General features: G+C 51.1%; 19 protein-coding genes and 1 pseudogene. 19 read left to right on the top strand and 1 reads right to left on the bottom strand.

Annotated features, from left to right (window positions below):
• Window positions 1-28: 28 nt before the first annotated feature.
• The 12 genes and pseudogenes from ACX8ZY_RS12320 to ACX8ZY_RS12265 all read left to right on the top strand — a co-directional run bounded on the left by ACX8ZY_RS12320 (window position 29) and on the right by ACX8ZY_RS12265 (window position 7,688).
• The gene (locus tag ACX8ZY_RS12320) at window positions 29-601 is read left to right on the top strand and encodes a DUF1133 family protein (RefSeq protein ID WP_158131816.1); all 573 of its coding nucleotides are present in this window, start codon (window positions 29-31) and stop codon (window positions 599-601) included.
• Between the two features lie 115 nt (window positions 602-716).
• Entirely contained in the window at window positions 717-1,757 is a 1,041-nt protein-coding gene (locus ACX8ZY_RS12315) for a DNA-methyltransferase (RefSeq protein ID WP_158131815.1), read from the top strand.
• A 34-nt stretch (window positions 1,758-1,791) separates the two neighbouring features.
• Window positions 1,792-2,178, top strand: a complete 387-nt coding sequence (locus tag ACX8ZY_RS12310) for a putative holin (RefSeq protein WP_158131814.1) — start codon at window positions 1,792-1,794, stop codon at window positions 2,176-2,178.
• Window positions 2,175-2,471, top strand: a complete 297-nt coding sequence (locus tag ACX8ZY_RS12305; RefSeq protein WP_233273062.1) for a phage holin family protein — start codon at window positions 2,175-2,177, stop codon at window positions 2,469-2,471. Before ACX8ZY_RS12310 ends, ACX8ZY_RS12305 begins: the two co-directional genes overlap by 4 nt.
• Window positions 2,464-2,931 carry a lysozyme family protein gene (locus ACX8ZY_RS12300; RefSeq protein WP_158131813.1) on the top strand — a complete coding sequence of 156 codons (468 nt, stop codon included), beginning with the start codon at window positions 2,464-2,466 and terminating at the stop codon, window positions 2,929-2,931. Before ACX8ZY_RS12305 ends, ACX8ZY_RS12300 begins: the two co-directional genes overlap by 8 nt.
• Window positions 2,931-3,185: a hypothetical protein gene (locus ACX8ZY_RS12295; protein ID WP_158131812.1), complete on the top strand. Its 255-nt coding sequence runs from the start codon at window positions 2,931-2,933 to the stop codon at window positions 3,183-3,185. Before ACX8ZY_RS12300 ends, ACX8ZY_RS12295 begins: the two co-directional genes overlap by 1 nt.
• 136 nt (window positions 3,186-3,321) lie before the next feature.
• Window positions 3,322-3,551 (top strand): annotated as a pseudogene (locus ACX8ZY_RS12290) (Acb2/Tad1 domain-containing protein).
• 84 nt (window positions 3,552-3,635) lie between these two features.
• Window positions 3,636-3,941, top strand: a complete 306-nt coding sequence (locus ACX8ZY_RS12285; RefSeq protein WP_158131811.1) for a hypothetical protein — start codon at window positions 3,636-3,638, stop codon at window positions 3,939-3,941.
• Between the two features lie 689 nt (window positions 3,942-4,630).
• Complete coding sequence (locus ACX8ZY_RS12280; protein ID WP_158131810.1) at window positions 4,631-5,062, top strand: hypothetical protein; 432 nt, start codon at window positions 4,631-4,633, stop codon at window positions 5,060-5,062.
• Between the two features lie 260 nt (window positions 5,063-5,322).
• The gene (locus tag ACX8ZY_RS12275; protein WP_158131809.1) at window positions 5,323-5,952 is read left to right on the top strand and encodes a putative metallopeptidase; all 630 of its coding nucleotides are present in this window, start codon (window positions 5,323-5,325) and stop codon (window positions 5,950-5,952) included.
• A gap of 31 nt (window positions 5,953-5,983) precedes the next feature.
• The gene (locus ACX8ZY_RS12270) at window positions 5,984-6,442 is read left to right on the top strand and encodes a DUF2280 domain-containing protein (RefSeq protein ID WP_158131808.1); all 459 of its coding nucleotides are present in this window, start codon (window positions 5,984-5,986) and stop codon (window positions 6,440-6,442) included.
• Window positions 6,435-7,688: a PBSX family phage terminase large subunit gene (locus ACX8ZY_RS12265; RefSeq protein ID WP_459260006.1), complete on the top strand. Its 1,254-nt coding sequence runs from the start codon at window positions 6,435-6,437 to the stop codon at window positions 7,686-7,688. The genes ACX8ZY_RS12270 and ACX8ZY_RS12265 overlap by 8 nt, the downstream gene beginning before the upstream one ends.
• 231 nt (window positions 7,689-7,919) lie before the next feature.
• Here ACX8ZY_RS12265 and ACX8ZY_RS12260 read toward each other — a convergent pair whose 3' ends face one another.
• Window positions 7,920-8,138 (bottom strand): YegP family protein, encoded by a 219-nt coding sequence (locus ACX8ZY_RS12260; protein ID WP_422881402.1) that lies wholly within the window; start codon window positions 8,136-8,138, stop codon window positions 7,920-7,922.
• Window positions 8,139-8,443: 305 nt separating this feature from the next.
• Here ACX8ZY_RS12260 and ACX8ZY_RS12255 point away from each other — a divergent pair, with 305 nt between their 5' ends.
• From ACX8ZY_RS12255 to ACX8ZY_RS12225, 7 genes are read left to right on the top strand one after another with little or no spacing between them, the layout of a single operon-like run.
• Window positions 8,444-9,751: an anti-CBASS protein Acb1 family protein gene (locus tag ACX8ZY_RS12255; protein ID WP_311978046.1), complete on the top strand. Its 1,308-nt coding sequence runs from the start codon at window positions 8,444-8,446 to the stop codon at window positions 9,749-9,751.
• Complete coding sequence (locus ACX8ZY_RS12250; protein WP_459260003.1) at window positions 9,735-10,694, top strand: phage minor head protein; 960 nt, start codon at window positions 9,735-9,737, stop codon at window positions 10,692-10,694. Before ACX8ZY_RS12255 ends, ACX8ZY_RS12250 begins: the two co-directional genes overlap by 17 nt.
• A 13-nt stretch (window positions 10,695-10,707) precedes the next feature.
• Complete coding sequence (locus ACX8ZY_RS12245) at window positions 10,708-11,982, top strand: hypothetical protein (protein WP_459260001.1); 1,275 nt, start codon at window positions 10,708-10,710, stop codon at window positions 11,980-11,982.
• Window positions 11,982-12,428 (top strand): gp53 minor capsid family protein, encoded by a 447-nt coding sequence (locus ACX8ZY_RS12240; RefSeq protein ID WP_275102353.1) that lies wholly within the window; start codon window positions 11,982-11,984, stop codon window positions 12,426-12,428. Before ACX8ZY_RS12245 ends, ACX8ZY_RS12240 begins: the two co-directional genes overlap by 1 nt.
• Window positions 12,429-12,441: 13 nt before the next feature.
• Entirely contained in the window at window positions 12,442-13,542 is a 1,101-nt protein-coding gene (locus ACX8ZY_RS12235) for a major capsid protein (RefSeq protein WP_459259998.1), read from the top strand.
• Between the two features lie 9 nt (window positions 13,543-13,551).
• Window positions 13,552-13,851 (top strand): hypothetical protein, encoded by a 300-nt coding sequence (locus tag ACX8ZY_RS12230; protein ID WP_422881394.1) that lies wholly within the window; start codon window positions 13,552-13,554, stop codon window positions 13,849-13,851.
• Window positions 13,852-13,911: 60 nt separating this feature from the next.
• Entirely contained in the window at window positions 13,912-14,313 is a 402-nt protein-coding gene (locus tag ACX8ZY_RS12225; RefSeq protein ID WP_459259996.1) for a DUF7370 family protein, read from the top strand.
• Window positions 14,314-14,419: the final 106 nt, after the last annotated feature.

Below are 14,419 nucleotides of genomic sequence, written 5' to 3'. Positions count from 1 at the left end.
AATTAAGAATAAATTTGTGGAGAAAGTAATGCGTGGTGTTTCACGAATAAATGTAGGGGCGGAGTTTCACCTGAAAACTCTTGAAAGTGTTTGGCTTCAGGGTAAATTAAAAATGTGGGGCCGCTGGTCAGTCATTGATACATGCCCAGAAGCCCCAGACATGTTCAAAAAACTTTTGAAAAAATACGTCGTCACACGCAACGATTTGAGTAATGTCCTGAGAAAAATACAGCGTATGGGCTGTGCAACAGAGTCTCTGACCGGCTGGATAAAAAACATGCTCGAGGAGAGCCGCCATTCCAGTCTGGTATTCTGCACGGATGATGAGGCGTTGAGGATGGATAGGGTTATCGCCACAGTGTTTATTAATCACCAGCCACTGAGGCGCATAATTGAAAGGCATTATCGCGATAGAGTCAGTCAACGTGAGTTAGCAGAAGAGATGAATGAAAATCATCCTGAATTAAGTTACTCAACCTGCCGACGCCGTATTAGTAAATGGTTATCAGTTGCTGAATATATGCTATATCAGCCAATGAATGACGCATTCGAATTAAATAGCCAAAGATTTTCATTGAAAGTTGAGCCAGAGACTGATTAAATAGCTGTATGCTTCGCACGATTGCATCCGCAAGCAACCCCTCTTTAAGACCCGCCGCCGAGCGGGTTTTTTTATTCTTGGTTTTTACCTGTTTATATATTGTGAAATAAATGTGATGCAAAAAATAACAATGCCTGGCGTTGAATTGTTCAATGCCGATTGTCTGCGCGTGCTGAAAACCATGCCGGACGATTCAGTTGACCTGATTGTTACCGACCCGCCATATTTCAAAGTGAAACCGGAGGGATGGGACAATCAGTGGAAAGGGGACGCGGATTATTTACGGTGGCTGGATTGCTGCCTGGCGGAGTTCTGGCGGGAGCTAAAACCCAGCGGAAGTATCTATCTATTTTCGGGGCATCGACTTGCATCTGATATTGAAATCATGATGCGTAACCGCTTCAGCATTCTAAACCACATCATCTGGGCTAAGCCCTCTGGCTGGTGGAATGGCTGCAATAAAGAGAGTCTGAGAGCATATTTCCCCTCGACTGAGCGCATACTGTTTGCAGAGCATTATCAGGGGCCATACAAACCAGACGCCTATGCTCGGAAATGCGATGAGTTAAAACGGCAGGTGCTGACACCCCTGATTGATTATTTCCGTAATGCCCGGTCAGAGCTGGGTGTAAGCGCTGCCCAGATTGTTGCGGCAACCGGTAAGAAGAACATGGTCTCGCACTGGTTCGGCACCAGTCAGTGGCAGCTACCCAACGAGGCTGATTACCACAAATTGCAGGCGCTGTTTACTGAAATAGCCATTGCACGTCATCAATCAGGAACGTTAGCCGTACCGCACCACCGGCTGGTGGACACGTACCACTCACTCAACCGTAAATATCTGGAGCTGCAGGAAGAGTTCAAATCTCTGCGCAGATATTTCGGTGTCACAATAGCGGTTCCCTATACAGACGTATGGACACATAAGCCGGTTCAGTTTTACCCCGGCAAACACCCATGCGAAAAACCTGCTGACATGCTGGAGCAGATTATCAACGCCAGCAGCAGGCCGGGTGATGTGGTGGCTGATTTCTTCATGGGGTCAGGATCAACAATAAAGGCGGCAATAAAGCTGGGCCGTTCTGCAATTGGCGTTGAGCTGGAAGAGGAACGATTCCAGCAGACGGTTAGCGAACTGAATCAGCTAATTGAGTAAATCAGAATTTATTAATCATTAAGAGGGACCGCTAATGGCTGAGCCATTAAGCACCGGCGCTACGGCAACCGTAGCTGGCTGGGGCATTGTCACGTCTGCGCTGGTGGGATTTATCACCTCTGTAGATTACTCAATCGCGTTTGGAGCATTTGCCGGTTCGATGTGTTTTATCGTCACAGCCAGCGACCTAACGCGACGACAGATATTCGGCTATTTCCTGTTTGGCTATGCAGCTGGCGTATTTGGGGCCGGATTTGTAGCGGACAAAGTAGAGGACTATTTCGATTATCGGGAGAAACCACTTGATGCCCTGGCAGCTGTCGTTATTTCCGCTGCTGCGGTGCAAGGCTATTTCTGGCTGAAAAATGGTGGCGTTTCAAAACTGCCATTCGTCAAAAAATGGCTGGGGGATAAATCATGATTAGTAGCGATTTCCTGACAGTGATTGATGTCGCCATTTGCGCGGCTATTGCGTTGCGGCTGATGGCGTTCAGCAAAACAGGGCGAACATATAAACGCGGTGTTTCATGGATAGCTGCGGGTCTGATTCTGTTTTATGGCAATTTCGCATTGCTTTGGCTGTTCGGGCAATACCACGCCAGTGGCTGGCCGGTAGTTGTAGCGAACGCGCTGATCTGCGCGGCTGTATTTGCGGCGCGAGGTAATGTCGCACGTATTGTTTCATACCCACCACGGAGTAAAGGTGATGAGTAGAATCATTGAAATCCTTAATTTTGAAGAGGGTTATCGCGAGACTCCCTATTGGGACACCCGCAATTTTCCAACGGTTGCCGGTGGTATCAGGATTGGCCCTCAAAACGCACCAATCAGCCAGTACCAGTTTACCGTCCCGCGCCGTGCTGGAGACGTCTGGAAACAATGCCTGGTAGATGCGAAAACCGCCTCAATGAATCGACAGCCTGCAATTGTGGCCGCGCTGGCGCAGTGTAACGACGCACGCCGCGACATTCTCTACAGCATGGCCTATCAGATGGGTGTAACAGGTCTGGCTGGCTTCACAAACACGCTGGGCATGATTGCACGTGGTGATTTTGCCGGTGCAGCTGGTGGAATGATGAATAGTCTGTGGGCGCGCCAAACACCTAACCGCGCACGCCGTCACGCTGAGGTCATGCGCACCGGCACCTATGACGCCTACAGAGGTTTGATCTGATGCAAACGCTAATAACCCTATTGGCCATAATCGCCGGTCTGGTAGTGGCCGCATTCGGGCTGGGTCGGCGTAGAGGTAAAAACTCAGCTGAAAACATAGCCGCAGCTGAGCGGGCATCTGTTCAGGCTAAGGATTCAGAAAAACACATTGAGGTACTGAAAAATGCTGTCGATGTTCAGCAGGATATTAGCAGCCTGCCTGATGCTGCTGTCTCTGAGCGGCTGCGGGAACGGTGGCGGCGCGAGGGCGATTGATACCAGCTGTGAGTGGGTGCGCCCGATCTATATCAGTAACCACGATATCGACGTAATGAGTGGCCAAACACAGCGGCAAATTCTGACGCACAACGAAACGTGGGATTTGAACTGCAATAATAAGGAGAAGAACTAAATGAGCGAAGCAAAACCGCAGGACGGCAGCACCTTAAGGGCTATCGGACGTTAACTCCTGACGATATTGAAGTGATGAACCAGCTGAAAGATGTTAGCCGTCACTTCCTGAATGACACCTCGAAAGAAACTGGCGCTGACCCGCGCTGGATTGCTATGGCTAATACCGAAATGCAGAAGGCGTGCATGTTCGCATGCCGCGCAGTAGCTCAGCCCGACGATGATTGCTGAGTTCATCACAAGGCGCATTTGCGAGTTCGCCTGATGATGATTCTATGACATATTCAATGTTCTTTCTTAAAAAAGGAATTGAGCATGAGTGAAGAAAAATATGTGCAGTATCTCGTTCTTGGCGGCTTACGTCATGGAGAGGTTTGGGTAGGACCTGTTTACCATGACAAAATCGACTTACCAGTCAAAGCAGACAAACGGTTAGGAAAGTTCTATAGCCGTGAAAAAGAAGCAGAAATCACTACTCCCTTGAACGACACCTACTTCATTAGTGAATTTTGTTCAGATAATGGTGATAGGTATATGATCGCATCTACTGAGCCGTTATCGGCTTTCGCTGTGCAAAAGGAAATTGAGGCATTAAGCCCGCCGTTAAAACCTATTGATTGAACCAGTCCGCCTCCGGGCGGCTTTAATTATTGGAGGCGTATGCTAATCCTGGCTGATTCAGGGTGAACGTTGATCCTTTTTTTATGGCAAATACGCATCGCTAGCTTTATGTGAATTGAGTGGATTAACAATGTTTTCCTGAACTGAATTTTTTCGCACATCATGCCTTCTGCGTCTAAAAATTTAATAAATTTCTCTAGATTCTCTTTACGCACCATATGGGATTCAAAAAAAATCAGGCTGCAGCCCTCAGCACGTAGTTCTCTCAAAAGTTTACGCATAGAAACGAAGATCTGCGCAGATGCCATCTCACCGATTGGGCATTTGGATGGCCTCATGTAAAGGTTTTTTTCATTGCCTCTTTTTTTTCTTATAAGAAACATTCCTCGACGCGAGCTGTGAGAAGCAATCCAGATGAGACACATTCCTGCCACTAGCAGGCATATCGATAAACCTAGTAGTTCCTTAACTATCATGAATTTTCCCTCCTATGTAGTTTATTAGTAACGGCAACAAGAAAAGTATCTTTAGGGAACGGTTGATACCACTTGGCCAGCTAGACATATTTTTACTTTGTGCTGAAAAATGCATTCACAGAGTTCACTTTTCAACATAAACACAATGAGATATCGGCGAAATTTTCTACAATTGCCGAGGGTTGAAAACAACTAATTAGCAGGAAATTCTGAATGATAGTTACACCCAACGCCATCATTATTGGAGGCACGAGTATGCATGGTATCTCAGCGCCTGGCGCAATAAATATTGGTGGTAAAGATAAACCACCAGCTGACACGATATTCATTCAGAACGATGGCGACAAAACACCCACGTCCCCATGGTACGTTACTCAGGTAGATGCAACGCATTACACGATGCTAAACGCCACTGCGCCCAGAAACTGGCAGTACCTGGGTGCGTTTGTCATTAATGGTGAAACTGGCGCTCAAATTGGGCGAGCAGATGGTGCTGTCTGGACGATATCTAATCCCAGCATGGTGCAGCACATCACCACCTCGGCTAAAGGCCAGGCGGCTGTGAGCATACTCACTGCCGGGACCTGCACATTAACGGTAACGCTGCGTGACATGGTTTCAACGCTGGTGATAACCGCCGTCTAACAGCCAATCCAATTAATTAGAGGTAGCTATGTCTGAGTCATTAACCATAACTCGAACGCCCGTCCAGATAACAGATGGCACGAACAGCGGCCACTTAACAGTTGATGTGGGGTTCATTGAGTATGCCGATAGTGCAGATTCAATCGCCTGGCATCAGGCCGGTCGCGTTCTGAATGTATATGCTCCATGGGTCGTATGGCTGCGCGTTGCATCTGGCACAGAGGCCGAAGTTGTAGTAACTAAACGCACAGGTTAAGCCCATGCAGATTGACCAGTTAAACCGACCGCGACCACCACAAAGTTTTTTGAATGAATTTAATCCCTACATCAGCCTGACTCCTGCCAATGAAATTCCTGAGTGGATCACTGAACACATCCTCAGTGAAGAGGGGGCACTCCACAATCCTGAACATCTCCATCTACAGCATGCCGATATTCGGTTTATGTGGGCATCGACAGCCTTCACTAAACGCGGCAGAACTGTGCTGGGTCAGGCTGAGGAAATCACCATGCGGGCCGGTGGCTGGCAAAAGGCCCGCATGCAGCAACAGATGCATGAGTGGTTCGGATATGTTCCCCGCTTCATCATAACGCTGGCTGCAGACTACTGCTGTGAATGCAGTGACCTCGACTTCTGCGCTCTCATTGAGCATGAGCTTTATCACATAGCACAAGCGCGGGATGAATTCGGTGCACCTAAATTCAATTCGGAGGGGCGGCCAGTTATGACAATGCGCGGGCATGATGTTGAGGAGTTCATTGGGGTTGTCCGCCGATATGGTGCCAGCGCTGATGTTCAGCAATTGGTGGAGGCTGCAAGCCAGCCCGCTGAGGTGGCACAGCTTAATGTAGCCAGAGCCTGTGGAACGTGCCTGATGAAACTGGCGTAAATTTTAGAATGCTTTAGAAGAATGGTGAAATATGGCTGCATTAAAACCAGAGGTGAAAGCCTTCATCATTCAGTCACTTGCATGCTTTGATTCGCTAGCGATTGTTGCTGAGGCCGTCCAAAAACAATTTGGTATTAAAGTTACACCCCAACAGATTGAATCACACGATCCTACAAAGGCCAGCGGCAAGGGGCTTGCAAAAAAGTGGGTCGCTCTGTTTAACAGCACACGCGCCCGGTTTCAGACCGAAATATCTGACATTCCGATTGCCAATAAGTCTTACCGGCTTCGCACGCTTGATCGCATGATGACGAAGGCCGAAAAAATGCAGAATCTCGCGCTAGCCGCATCACTGATGGAGCAGGCAGCTAAAGAGGTTGGGGAAGCCTACACCAACCGGCAGAAGTTTGAGCACACCAGCCCCGATGGCAGCATGGCATCAAAACCAACCGTGATTCAGCTTTTACCCGTCGAGCCTAAACATGAGTGACGCCGTACAACTTCCGATCCCCGCTAAACTTGCCCCCCTGTTTACTGCGGTAGGTAAACGCTATCGCTGTTCACATGGTGGGCGCGGCAGTGCAAAGACACGCACGTTTGCCTTGATGACAGCTGTTAGGGCATACCAAGCGATGATGAACCGTGAGAGCGGCGTGATCCTCTGTGCTCGTGAGTTCATGAACTCACTGGAGGAGTCGAGCATGCAGGAGGTTAAGCAGGCGATCCTTTCCGTGCCATGGCTGGCGTCCAATTTTGACATTGGTGATAAATACATCCGCACCATCGACAAAACGGTGACATACGTTTTCTCTGGTCTGCGGCACAACCTCGACAGCATAAAGTCAAAGGCACGCATCCTGCTTTGCTGGGTAGATGAGGCTGAGTCAGTCAGTGAAATCGCCTGGCAGAAGCTTAGCCCGACAGTCCGTGAAGAAGGTTCGGAGATTTGGGTGACATGGAACCCTGAGCGCGACGGCAGCGCTACTGATAAGCGGTTCCGCAAAGAGGCTGGTGACGACTGCATAACCGTAGAGATGAATTACACGGACAACCCCTGGTTTCCTGACGTGTTGGAGGGTGAGCGCCAGAACGATGAGCGCCGCCTCGATCCGGCAACTTATGCCTGGGTATGGGAGGGCGCATACCTCGAAAACTCAGACAAACAGGTGCTGGCTGGCAAATACCGTGTTGCTGAGTTCTCAGACAATTTGTGGAAAGAGGCCGAGCGGCTTTTCTTTGGTGCTGACTTCGGTTTTGCCAAAGACCCCAACACGCTTACCCGCTCATTCATCCTGCATAATCGGCTCTATGTTGAATACGAGGCGTATGGGCAGCAAACCGAACTCGACCACATGCCAGCTCTATATGACACCATTCCCGGCGCACGCGATTGGCCAATTAAGGCTGACTCAGCGCGCCCCGAGACAATCAGCTACCTCAGGCGTCAGGGATTCAATATCTCTGCGGCTGAGAAGTGGCAGGGCAGTGTAGAGGATGGGATTGCCCACTTGCGCGGCTTTGATGAAATCATTATCCACAAGCGCTGTAAGAACGTGGCGCGCGAAGCCCGAATGTGGTCCTACAAAACTGATCGCATTACAGGGGAGGTATTGCCAAAACTGGCTGATGGTAATGAACACTGCTGGGATGGCATTAGATACGGCCTTGATGGCCACATCAAACGCAAGGCCCAGACGATGGGCATGATGATTCCTAAGCGCCTGCAGGGGCGTTAAAACGGATTTGTGGTAGTTGCCGAAAATAGCCCGTTCGCTATGATTTTTGGCTATGCATTTTCAGGCCGATTTTATGCACTGTTTATGCAGCCCGATTTCAGCTCTGCCGCTAGGAAATCATAGAGAAATAACCCGTTCATTATGAATTGCGAGTGAGTGGCATTTCTGAAAGGCGGGTAACACCCATTATGTTAAATAGGGCCGAAAAGGCCCTATTTTTAAATTTCTTATCTAGGTCTCATCACGTATATCAGTTGTACTGCCATTTGACTGAACTGACCTAATTCCATTTTCAGCACCCTGTTTGGAATTGTACATTTCGCTTGTAGCAATAACTTCGCCGTTGGTTGCTTTTAAAACGAAGTAGTATTGCTGAGTAAATGTAGATAGGGTCGAAGACATTGATAGCGCCGGTGTATTTTTTGCTTTCTTTAAAACGTAATAGCCCATGAGGTATCTCCTTATCCGGCGCACCATACGCCAGTGACTTCACTATTTAACAGCGCTACTAACTGGTCAATTCTTTGTTCCAAAAATGATCGCCCAAGATGCATATTTCTTTATCCTTCGATTTCCGCAAGCCGGACTATACGCAGGAGTACGAATGGCCCATTGAGCTGTTTCAGCGCATCCGGCTCACCTGAAAATTCTGCCCGCGCTGAGGGCTTTTTACCGGCGTAATCCGGCACAGTTTGTTAACTCAAGGTCGCTTCGGCGGCCTTTTTTATTGCCTGAAATGCACCAGCGGAAAAATCATGACTGATAAATTATTACTCGCCGTCAATCACGCGCTGAATGATGTAAGGATGGCCCGTGCGCGCGCAATGGCATTTAACCCCGGCATGGGGCTGGATACAAAGCGCGAGAGCGCATGGTGCGAATACGGCTTTAAAGAAAATCTGACATTCGATGACCTTTACAAGCTCTACCGACGTGGCGGCATTGCTAACGGCGCAGTAAATAAATTGGCCTCAAATTGCTGGAAAACAAACCCGCAGGTTATTGAGGGCGAGCAATCCGACGAGTCGCGAGAGGTGACCCCTTGGGAGCGTGGCAGCAACCATGTATTTAACCACCGATTCTGGCGCGCATTTGCCAAAGCAGATATAAGGCGGCTGGTGGGGCGCTGGGCTGGCATCCTGCTGCACGTCAAAGACAGCAAAGAGTGGATTGAGCCGGTTATTAAAGGTAAAGCACTGCAGAAAATCACCCCTGTCTGGGCAAGCGCGTTGAAGGTTGCCACCCGAGACAGTAATGGCGGTATCACGATGTGGCAGTACACAGAGACGCTATCGGACGGGAGCACTGCACAACGTAAAATTCACCCTGACCGCGTTCTGATCATCGGCGATATGTCAGAGGACGAGATCGGTTTTCTCGAGCCAGGCTATAACGCCTGCGTCAGCCTGGAGAAAGTCGAAGGCGGCTCTGGTGAGTCGTTTCTAAAAAATGCGGCGCGCCAGCAAAGCATCAACTTCGACAAGGAGGTCGATTTCAAAAATCTGGCCTCATTGTATGGCGTCACTGTCGATGAACTGCAGGAGCGTTTTAACGAAGCCGCACGCGAACTAAATCGTGGTAATGACACGCTACTGATTACTCAGGGCGCACAGGTCACATCGATGGTTAATGCCGTCTCTGACCCAGAGCCCACCTATGAGGTTAATCTAAAGACATTTTGCGCCTCGGTTGATATTCCCTCGCGCATCATCGTTGGCAACCAGTCAGGAGAGCGGGCCAGTACTGAGGACCAGATTTATTTCAACAGTCGCTGCCAGTCACGCCGGGGTGATCTGTCGTTCGATATTGAGGATATGGTCGATAAGCTCATAGGCCTGCAAATTATCAAACCGGTGGCAAAATTTAGCATCGTCTGGGATGAGCTAAACGAGCAATCACCTTCTGACAAACTCGAAAGCGCCAGCAAAATGAGCAGCATCAACCAGACAGCGCTCGCCTCCGGGGAGCAGGTGTTCACGGTTGATGAAATCCGTGTTGCAGCAGGTTATGAGCCTGGCGGGGGTAAGCCGCTGCCGGAGGATGACGATGACGAAGAGGAGTAAGACGCCCAGTTTCGCAATCCTGCCCAGCAACAAAACAGACCCGACCGGCATTGACCAGTTAGAGCGTAAGGCGATGAAAGATTTCGCCAGACGCATTAAGAAGGTCGGTAAAATTTATAAAGACTCACTCCAGCGATTCCCGACATCCCTCGCCATTAACGCCCACTATGAATACCAGCTCGATCCGGTTCTGCTGAATATGGTTCTCAACGACGCCAGCATTCTCACCGATGCCGTGCTAGTGGAGGGCGACCAGAACAATAACTGGTTTACTGAAAATTACGTTGAGGTTGCCGTTGTACGCGGTACCGCCCAGACATTTGCCAACCTGTCCCAGCAGTCAGCAACCTACCTGGCTGACAGGCAGTCCCTCCAGTCCCTGCTCATGAGTGAACCCTATCAGCGACGAATGATGCTGGTTTACACGCGCATTTTTGAGGAGATGAAAGGGTTATCAGCGGAAGTTAAACGCAACATGGCGCGGGTGCTAACTGAAGGCATCGGACGCGGGCTTCACCCCTCAGTGGTGGCTAAAAACCTTACGGCACAGGCAGGTATTGAAAAGCGTCGCGCTAACAGAATCGCCAGAACGGAGCTGACTACAGCACTGCGGCGCGCCCGCTGGGATGAGGCAGATGAGGCCACGCGAGATTTGGGCCTGAATATCCGGTTATTACATTACTCAGCCCTAAGCCCCACAACGCGCCAGTCACACGCCATCCGACATGCTCATCTTTATATGACGGAGGAAGTTAGGCGGTGGTATGCCATCGGAGCCAATGCGATCAACTGCAAATGCTCACAGGTTGAAGTGCTGGTGGATGCTAAAGGCAATCCGCTTAACTCAAAAATTATTGAGATGGCTCAGGGGGAATACAAACGATACATGGCACTCGCCGCCAACCATTCACACCACTGCTGCGGCCCCCAGCACGCAGCCTAATCGAGACATAACCATGCCTATGCAGATTAACGTCACCACTAGGGTGAACAATCAGTCTATTCGCCGCGAAACGTATAACGGTCGCCCGCATCTGGTGCTGCCGAGCTACACGCTACCGGCAAACGTTGTGATGAACGGCGGCCTGTATTCGGCCTCAGAAATTGACGCTCATTATCAGGGGCTGGAGGGCACTCTGGCACCCCTCGGTCATCCGACCGTTAACGGCCAGTTTGTCTCTGCGTTCTCACCAGAGGGCATCAATGTCGGTCACATCGGTGCGTGGAATCGCAACGTGAAGAAGTCTGGCAACCGCATTTATGCAGAGAAATGGGTCGATACCACCGTTGCCAATCAGAGCGAAGGCGGGCGCGAATTGCTGGAGCGCGTAGCAGCCATTGAGCGCGGTGAGGATGTACCGCCAATCCACACCAGCGTTGCCGTGTTTCTCGACCAACTGGAGGCCAGCGCAGAGCAGAAAGCCCAGGGCATCGAATGGGTGGCGAAAATCAACGCCATGGACCACGACGCCATTCTGCTGCATGAGGTTGGCGCGGCACAGCCAGAGCAGGGCGTTGGCCTGATGGTTAACGCAGATCAGGCCAGAACGCTCAAACCTAATTCCGGCGCGCTGGTGGGGGAAAGCTACCGCGAGCGCGAGCGCCGCCTTGAGCAGGCCGCCCGCGATAAATTTGTGACCGGTCCGGATGATTACGCCTGGATTGCCGATTTCACCGACTCGCAGGCCATCGTCATCCGTAATGGGAGTGACACGCAGGTTTACGGCTACACCAATGAAGGCGGAAAGATCGCGTTTGACGATACCGGCTCGAAGGTGGCCCGCCAGGAGTCTTGGGTGGCAATCGTAGCCAACAAATTCAAATCCATTTTCACACCGCAGGATGGTCCTGCAGCAAACCACCATAAGGAGGGCGATATGCCTTTAACCAAAGAAGATGTCGAGCAAATCGGCAACATCGTCAGCGGCGCTATCACTGCGAACAACGAGACCACGCTGAAACCCATCGTAGAGGCGCTGGCGGGCATTCAGGCTAACCAGAAGACGCTATCTGACACCCTGACCGCTAATGCCCGCGCCGAAGAGAAAACCATGCGCGATGCGGTGGCAGCCGTTCATGGTGAGATCATTGCCAATGCCCTGACAGGCGAACCGCTGAAAGAGATGTTCAGCAAGCTGGGTGAGGCTGCACACCTCGGAACAAACAGCGCTAAAAACCCACCGGTTACCGGCGCGCCAGACCCTGCCGCCTATTTCGGAGGTACTGCGTAATGGCGCGTTATCGTCGCATCAATATCGATGGGAAATCGCTCTACAAGACCGAAACCCGCGTGGTAGCTAAAGACCTGCTGCCCGGCAGCGCCGCAGTCATCAACGCCGATGATGAATTTGTGCAGGCTACGTCGTTACGTGGCCGCATCTACATCATTGACGTCGCACACCACCAAGGGCTTTCAATTACTGACGCGGTTCCTGCTGGTGATTCAGCGGTGGGCAATTATGTAGAAGAGGGCCGCGAGCTCGCGCTGCTCTGTGGGCCGGGTACATACGCCAAAGACACCCCTATCAAGCTGGGCACCAATGGCAATTTCACACCGGCAACCGCTGACACTAACGCGGTGATCGGCTACAGCCAGGACGAGGCCACAATTGCCACCGGTAATGCCGATTTCATTCGTGTGCGCATGCGTGTTGGCACCGTAGCCGCTGGCGCATAATCAGGAGAAAAAAATGTATTTTACCGCTCAAACACTGGCAACAAATCGCCGCCTGCAGGGTCACTGGAATGAGCTGTGGGCAAACCGTAATATCTGGAACCAGCATCACGACATGATGGTAAATGCCTACCGTTCGAGCATGACGCCCGAAATGCTGGCGGCAAACGCCATCGGCGGCTTTACTCGCGAATTCTGGGCGGAGCTTGATCGTCAGGTTATCCAGTTGCGCGATCAGGAAATTGGTATGGAAATTATCAATGACCTGATGAGCGTCCAGACCATCCTGCCAATCGGCAAAACAGCCAAATTGTATAACGTTACCGGCGATATTGCTGATGACGTGTCTGTCAGCATCGATGGTCAGGCCCCGTATACGTTCGACCATACCGATTACGATAGCGATGGTGACCCGATCCCTGTGTTCACTGCAGGTTATGGCGTTAACTGGCGACATGCTGCTGGCCTGAATACTGTGGGCATTGATCTGATGCTGGATTCTCAGGCAGCCAAACTGCGCAAATTCCATAAACGCCGCGTCAACTTCTACCTGAACGGCGATCCATCAATCTCGGTTGATGGCTATAAGGCGCAGGGAATGAAGAACCACCGCAACACTACCAAAATTAACCTGGGTGCCAGTGCTGGTGGTGCAAACATCGATCTCACCACCTGCTCGCCTGCGGAGGCGCTGCACTTCTTTGGCCCGACAGGCGCATTTGGCATCAATGCCCGTCGTAACAAGGTCACGCGTTACAGCAAGTTGTGGCTCAGCGCAGAGATTATGGCAAACCTGTCTAAACCGTATCTTATCGACATCAACAGCGGCACCAATGCGCTGATGGGGGGCACAGTGCTGGATGCCATTGGCAAATTCATTCCTGCCGAATCTATCCAGCAAACCTACGCCTTGACCGGTAATGAATTTTTGGCCTACGAGCGCCGTCAGGACGTTATCACCCCATTGGTGGGCATGGCCGTGGGTATCGTTCCGCTGCCTCGCCTGATGCCACAGAGCAACTACAACAACCAGATCATGTCTGCGGAAGGTCTTTCTGTTAAGCGTGATGGTGATGGTCTGGGTGGCGTGGTTTATGGCGCAGAGCTGGTGGCATAAGGGGGCAATATGGCTGAGAAATATGAAGTAGTTAAAGCCTGGCACGGTGTGTCAGTGGGTGATGTGGTAGTGCTGGAAGGTGTTCACCCAGCATTAAAATCCCATGTCCGCAGAATGTCTGGGGCGATGCTGGCTGAACTGGTCCCGGCCACCCCGGAAGCCAGTACCGATAACAAGGCGCGCAAAGCCATCATTACTGCCCGGCTTGATGAACTCGGTATCGAGTACAAAGGCAACCTGGGAGCTGACCGGCTGGCAGAACTGTTACCGGGTGACGAGCTGGAAAAGCTTTTCCCAACCACTGAATAACAGCCGCCGCTCAGGCGGTTTTTTTATGCCCTCTGCGGAGGGCTATTTGCAGAGGTGCGCATGATTACTACGGCACAGGCAAAAGAGTATCTGACCAGCCAGGGCATTACGTTGCCTGAATTCATTCTTGAGGCGTTGGTGGAGCAGGCAAACAGTATTCAGGCTTGTCTGGATGCCAACTATCCACCAGCGACCACATTGCTGATCCAGATGTATCTGTTAGGGCTGATGGGGCTGGGGCAGGGAGATAAATACATCAGCTCGCAGTCAGCGCCGTCCGGCGCGTCACGATCATTTCGTTATCAGTCGTTCTCGGACCGCTGGAAAGGGTCGCTGGCGCTTTTACGGGGTCTCGACAAAAACGGGTGTGCCACGGATTTGATACCCGCCGATCCGACCCAGCAGGCATTTGCAGGAATCTGGATTGGTAAAGGCGGGTGCATGTCGGGTGGCACTCGATGAGCTGGCAATCTGCGGCACAACCACCGGAGCCGTTCCGGCGCGTCTGGGTGAAAACGGATAGCGGTGCTCAGACAACGGGCTACGTTAACGAGGCAGGCGAGTGGCG

It is taken from the genome of Pantoea sp. XAF26B01_ASV70 (assembly GCF_054512635.1).
Note: the sequence above shows the minus strand (reverse complement) of the source record. Positions and strands in the feature narration are given on the sequence as shown.

Excerpts from the sequence above, each read along its gene's own strand:
- ACX8ZY_RS12275 (WP_158131809.1), top strand. The coding sequence starts at position 5,323 with ATGCAGATTGACCAGTTAAACCGACCGCGACCACCACAAAGTTTTTTG.
- ACX8ZY_RS12255 (WP_311978046.1), top strand. The coding sequence starts at position 8,444 with ATGACTGATAAATTATTACTCGCCGTCAATCACGCGCTGAATGATGTA.
- ACX8ZY_RS12225 (WP_459259996.1), top strand. The coding sequence starts at position 13,912 with ATGATTACTACGGCACAGGCAAAAGAGTATCTGACCAGCCAGGGCATT.
- ACX8ZY_RS12295 (WP_158131812.1), top strand. The coding sequence starts at position 2,931 with ATGCAAACGCTAATAACCCTATTGGCCATAATCGCCGGTCTGGTAGTG.
- ACX8ZY_RS12235 (WP_459259998.1), top strand. The coding sequence starts at position 12,442 with ATGTATTTTACCGCTCAAACACTGGCAACAAATCGCCGCCTGCAGGGT.
- ACX8ZY_RS12240 (WP_275102353.1), top strand. The coding sequence starts at position 11,982 with ATGGCGCGTTATCGTCGCATCAATATCGATGGGAAATCGCTCTACAAG.
- ACX8ZY_RS12280 (WP_158131810.1), top strand. The coding sequence starts at position 4,631 with ATGATAGTTACACCCAACGCCATCATTATTGGAGGCACGAGTATGCAT.
- ACX8ZY_RS12250 (WP_459260003.1), top strand. The coding sequence starts at position 9,735 with ATGACGAAGAGGAGTAAGACGCCCAGTTTCGCAATCCTGCCCAGCAAC.
- ACX8ZY_RS12260 (WP_422881402.1), bottom strand. The coding sequence starts at position 8,138 with ATGGGCTATTACGTTTTAAAGAAAGCAAAAAATACACCGGCGCTATCA.
- ACX8ZY_RS12310 (WP_158131814.1), top strand. The coding sequence starts at position 1,792 with ATGGCTGAGCCATTAAGCACCGGCGCTACGGCAACCGTAGCTGGCTGG.
- ACX8ZY_RS12320 (WP_158131816.1), top strand. The coding sequence starts at position 29 with ATGCGTGGTGTTTCACGAATAAATGTAGGGGCGGAGTTTCACCTGAAA.
- ACX8ZY_RS12315 (WP_158131815.1), top strand. The coding sequence starts at position 717 with ATGCAAAAAATAACAATGCCTGGCGTTGAATTGTTCAATGCCGATTGT.
- ACX8ZY_RS12265 (WP_459260006.1), top strand. The coding sequence starts at position 6,435 with ATGAGTGACGCCGTACAACTTCCGATCCCCGCTAAACTTGCCCCCCTG.
- ACX8ZY_RS12270 (WP_158131808.1), top strand. The coding sequence starts at position 5,984 with ATGGCTGCATTAAAACCAGAGGTGAAAGCCTTCATCATTCAGTCACTT.
- ACX8ZY_RS12245 (WP_459260001.1), top strand. The coding sequence starts at position 10,708 with ATGCCTATGCAGATTAACGTCACCACTAGGGTGAACAATCAGTCTATT.
- ACX8ZY_RS12285 (WP_158131811.1), top strand. The coding sequence starts at position 3,636 with ATGAGTGAAGAAAAATATGTGCAGTATCTCGTTCTTGGCGGCTTACGT.
- ACX8ZY_RS12230 (WP_422881394.1), top strand. The coding sequence starts at position 13,552 with ATGGCTGAGAAATATGAAGTAGTTAAAGCCTGGCACGGTGTGTCAGTG.
- ACX8ZY_RS12305 (WP_233273062.1), top strand. The coding sequence starts at position 2,175 with ATGATTAGTAGCGATTTCCTGACAGTGATTGATGTCGCCATTTGCGCG.
- ACX8ZY_RS12300 (WP_158131813.1), top strand. The coding sequence starts at position 2,464 with ATGAGTAGAATCATTGAAATCCTTAATTTTGAAGAGGGTTATCGCGAG.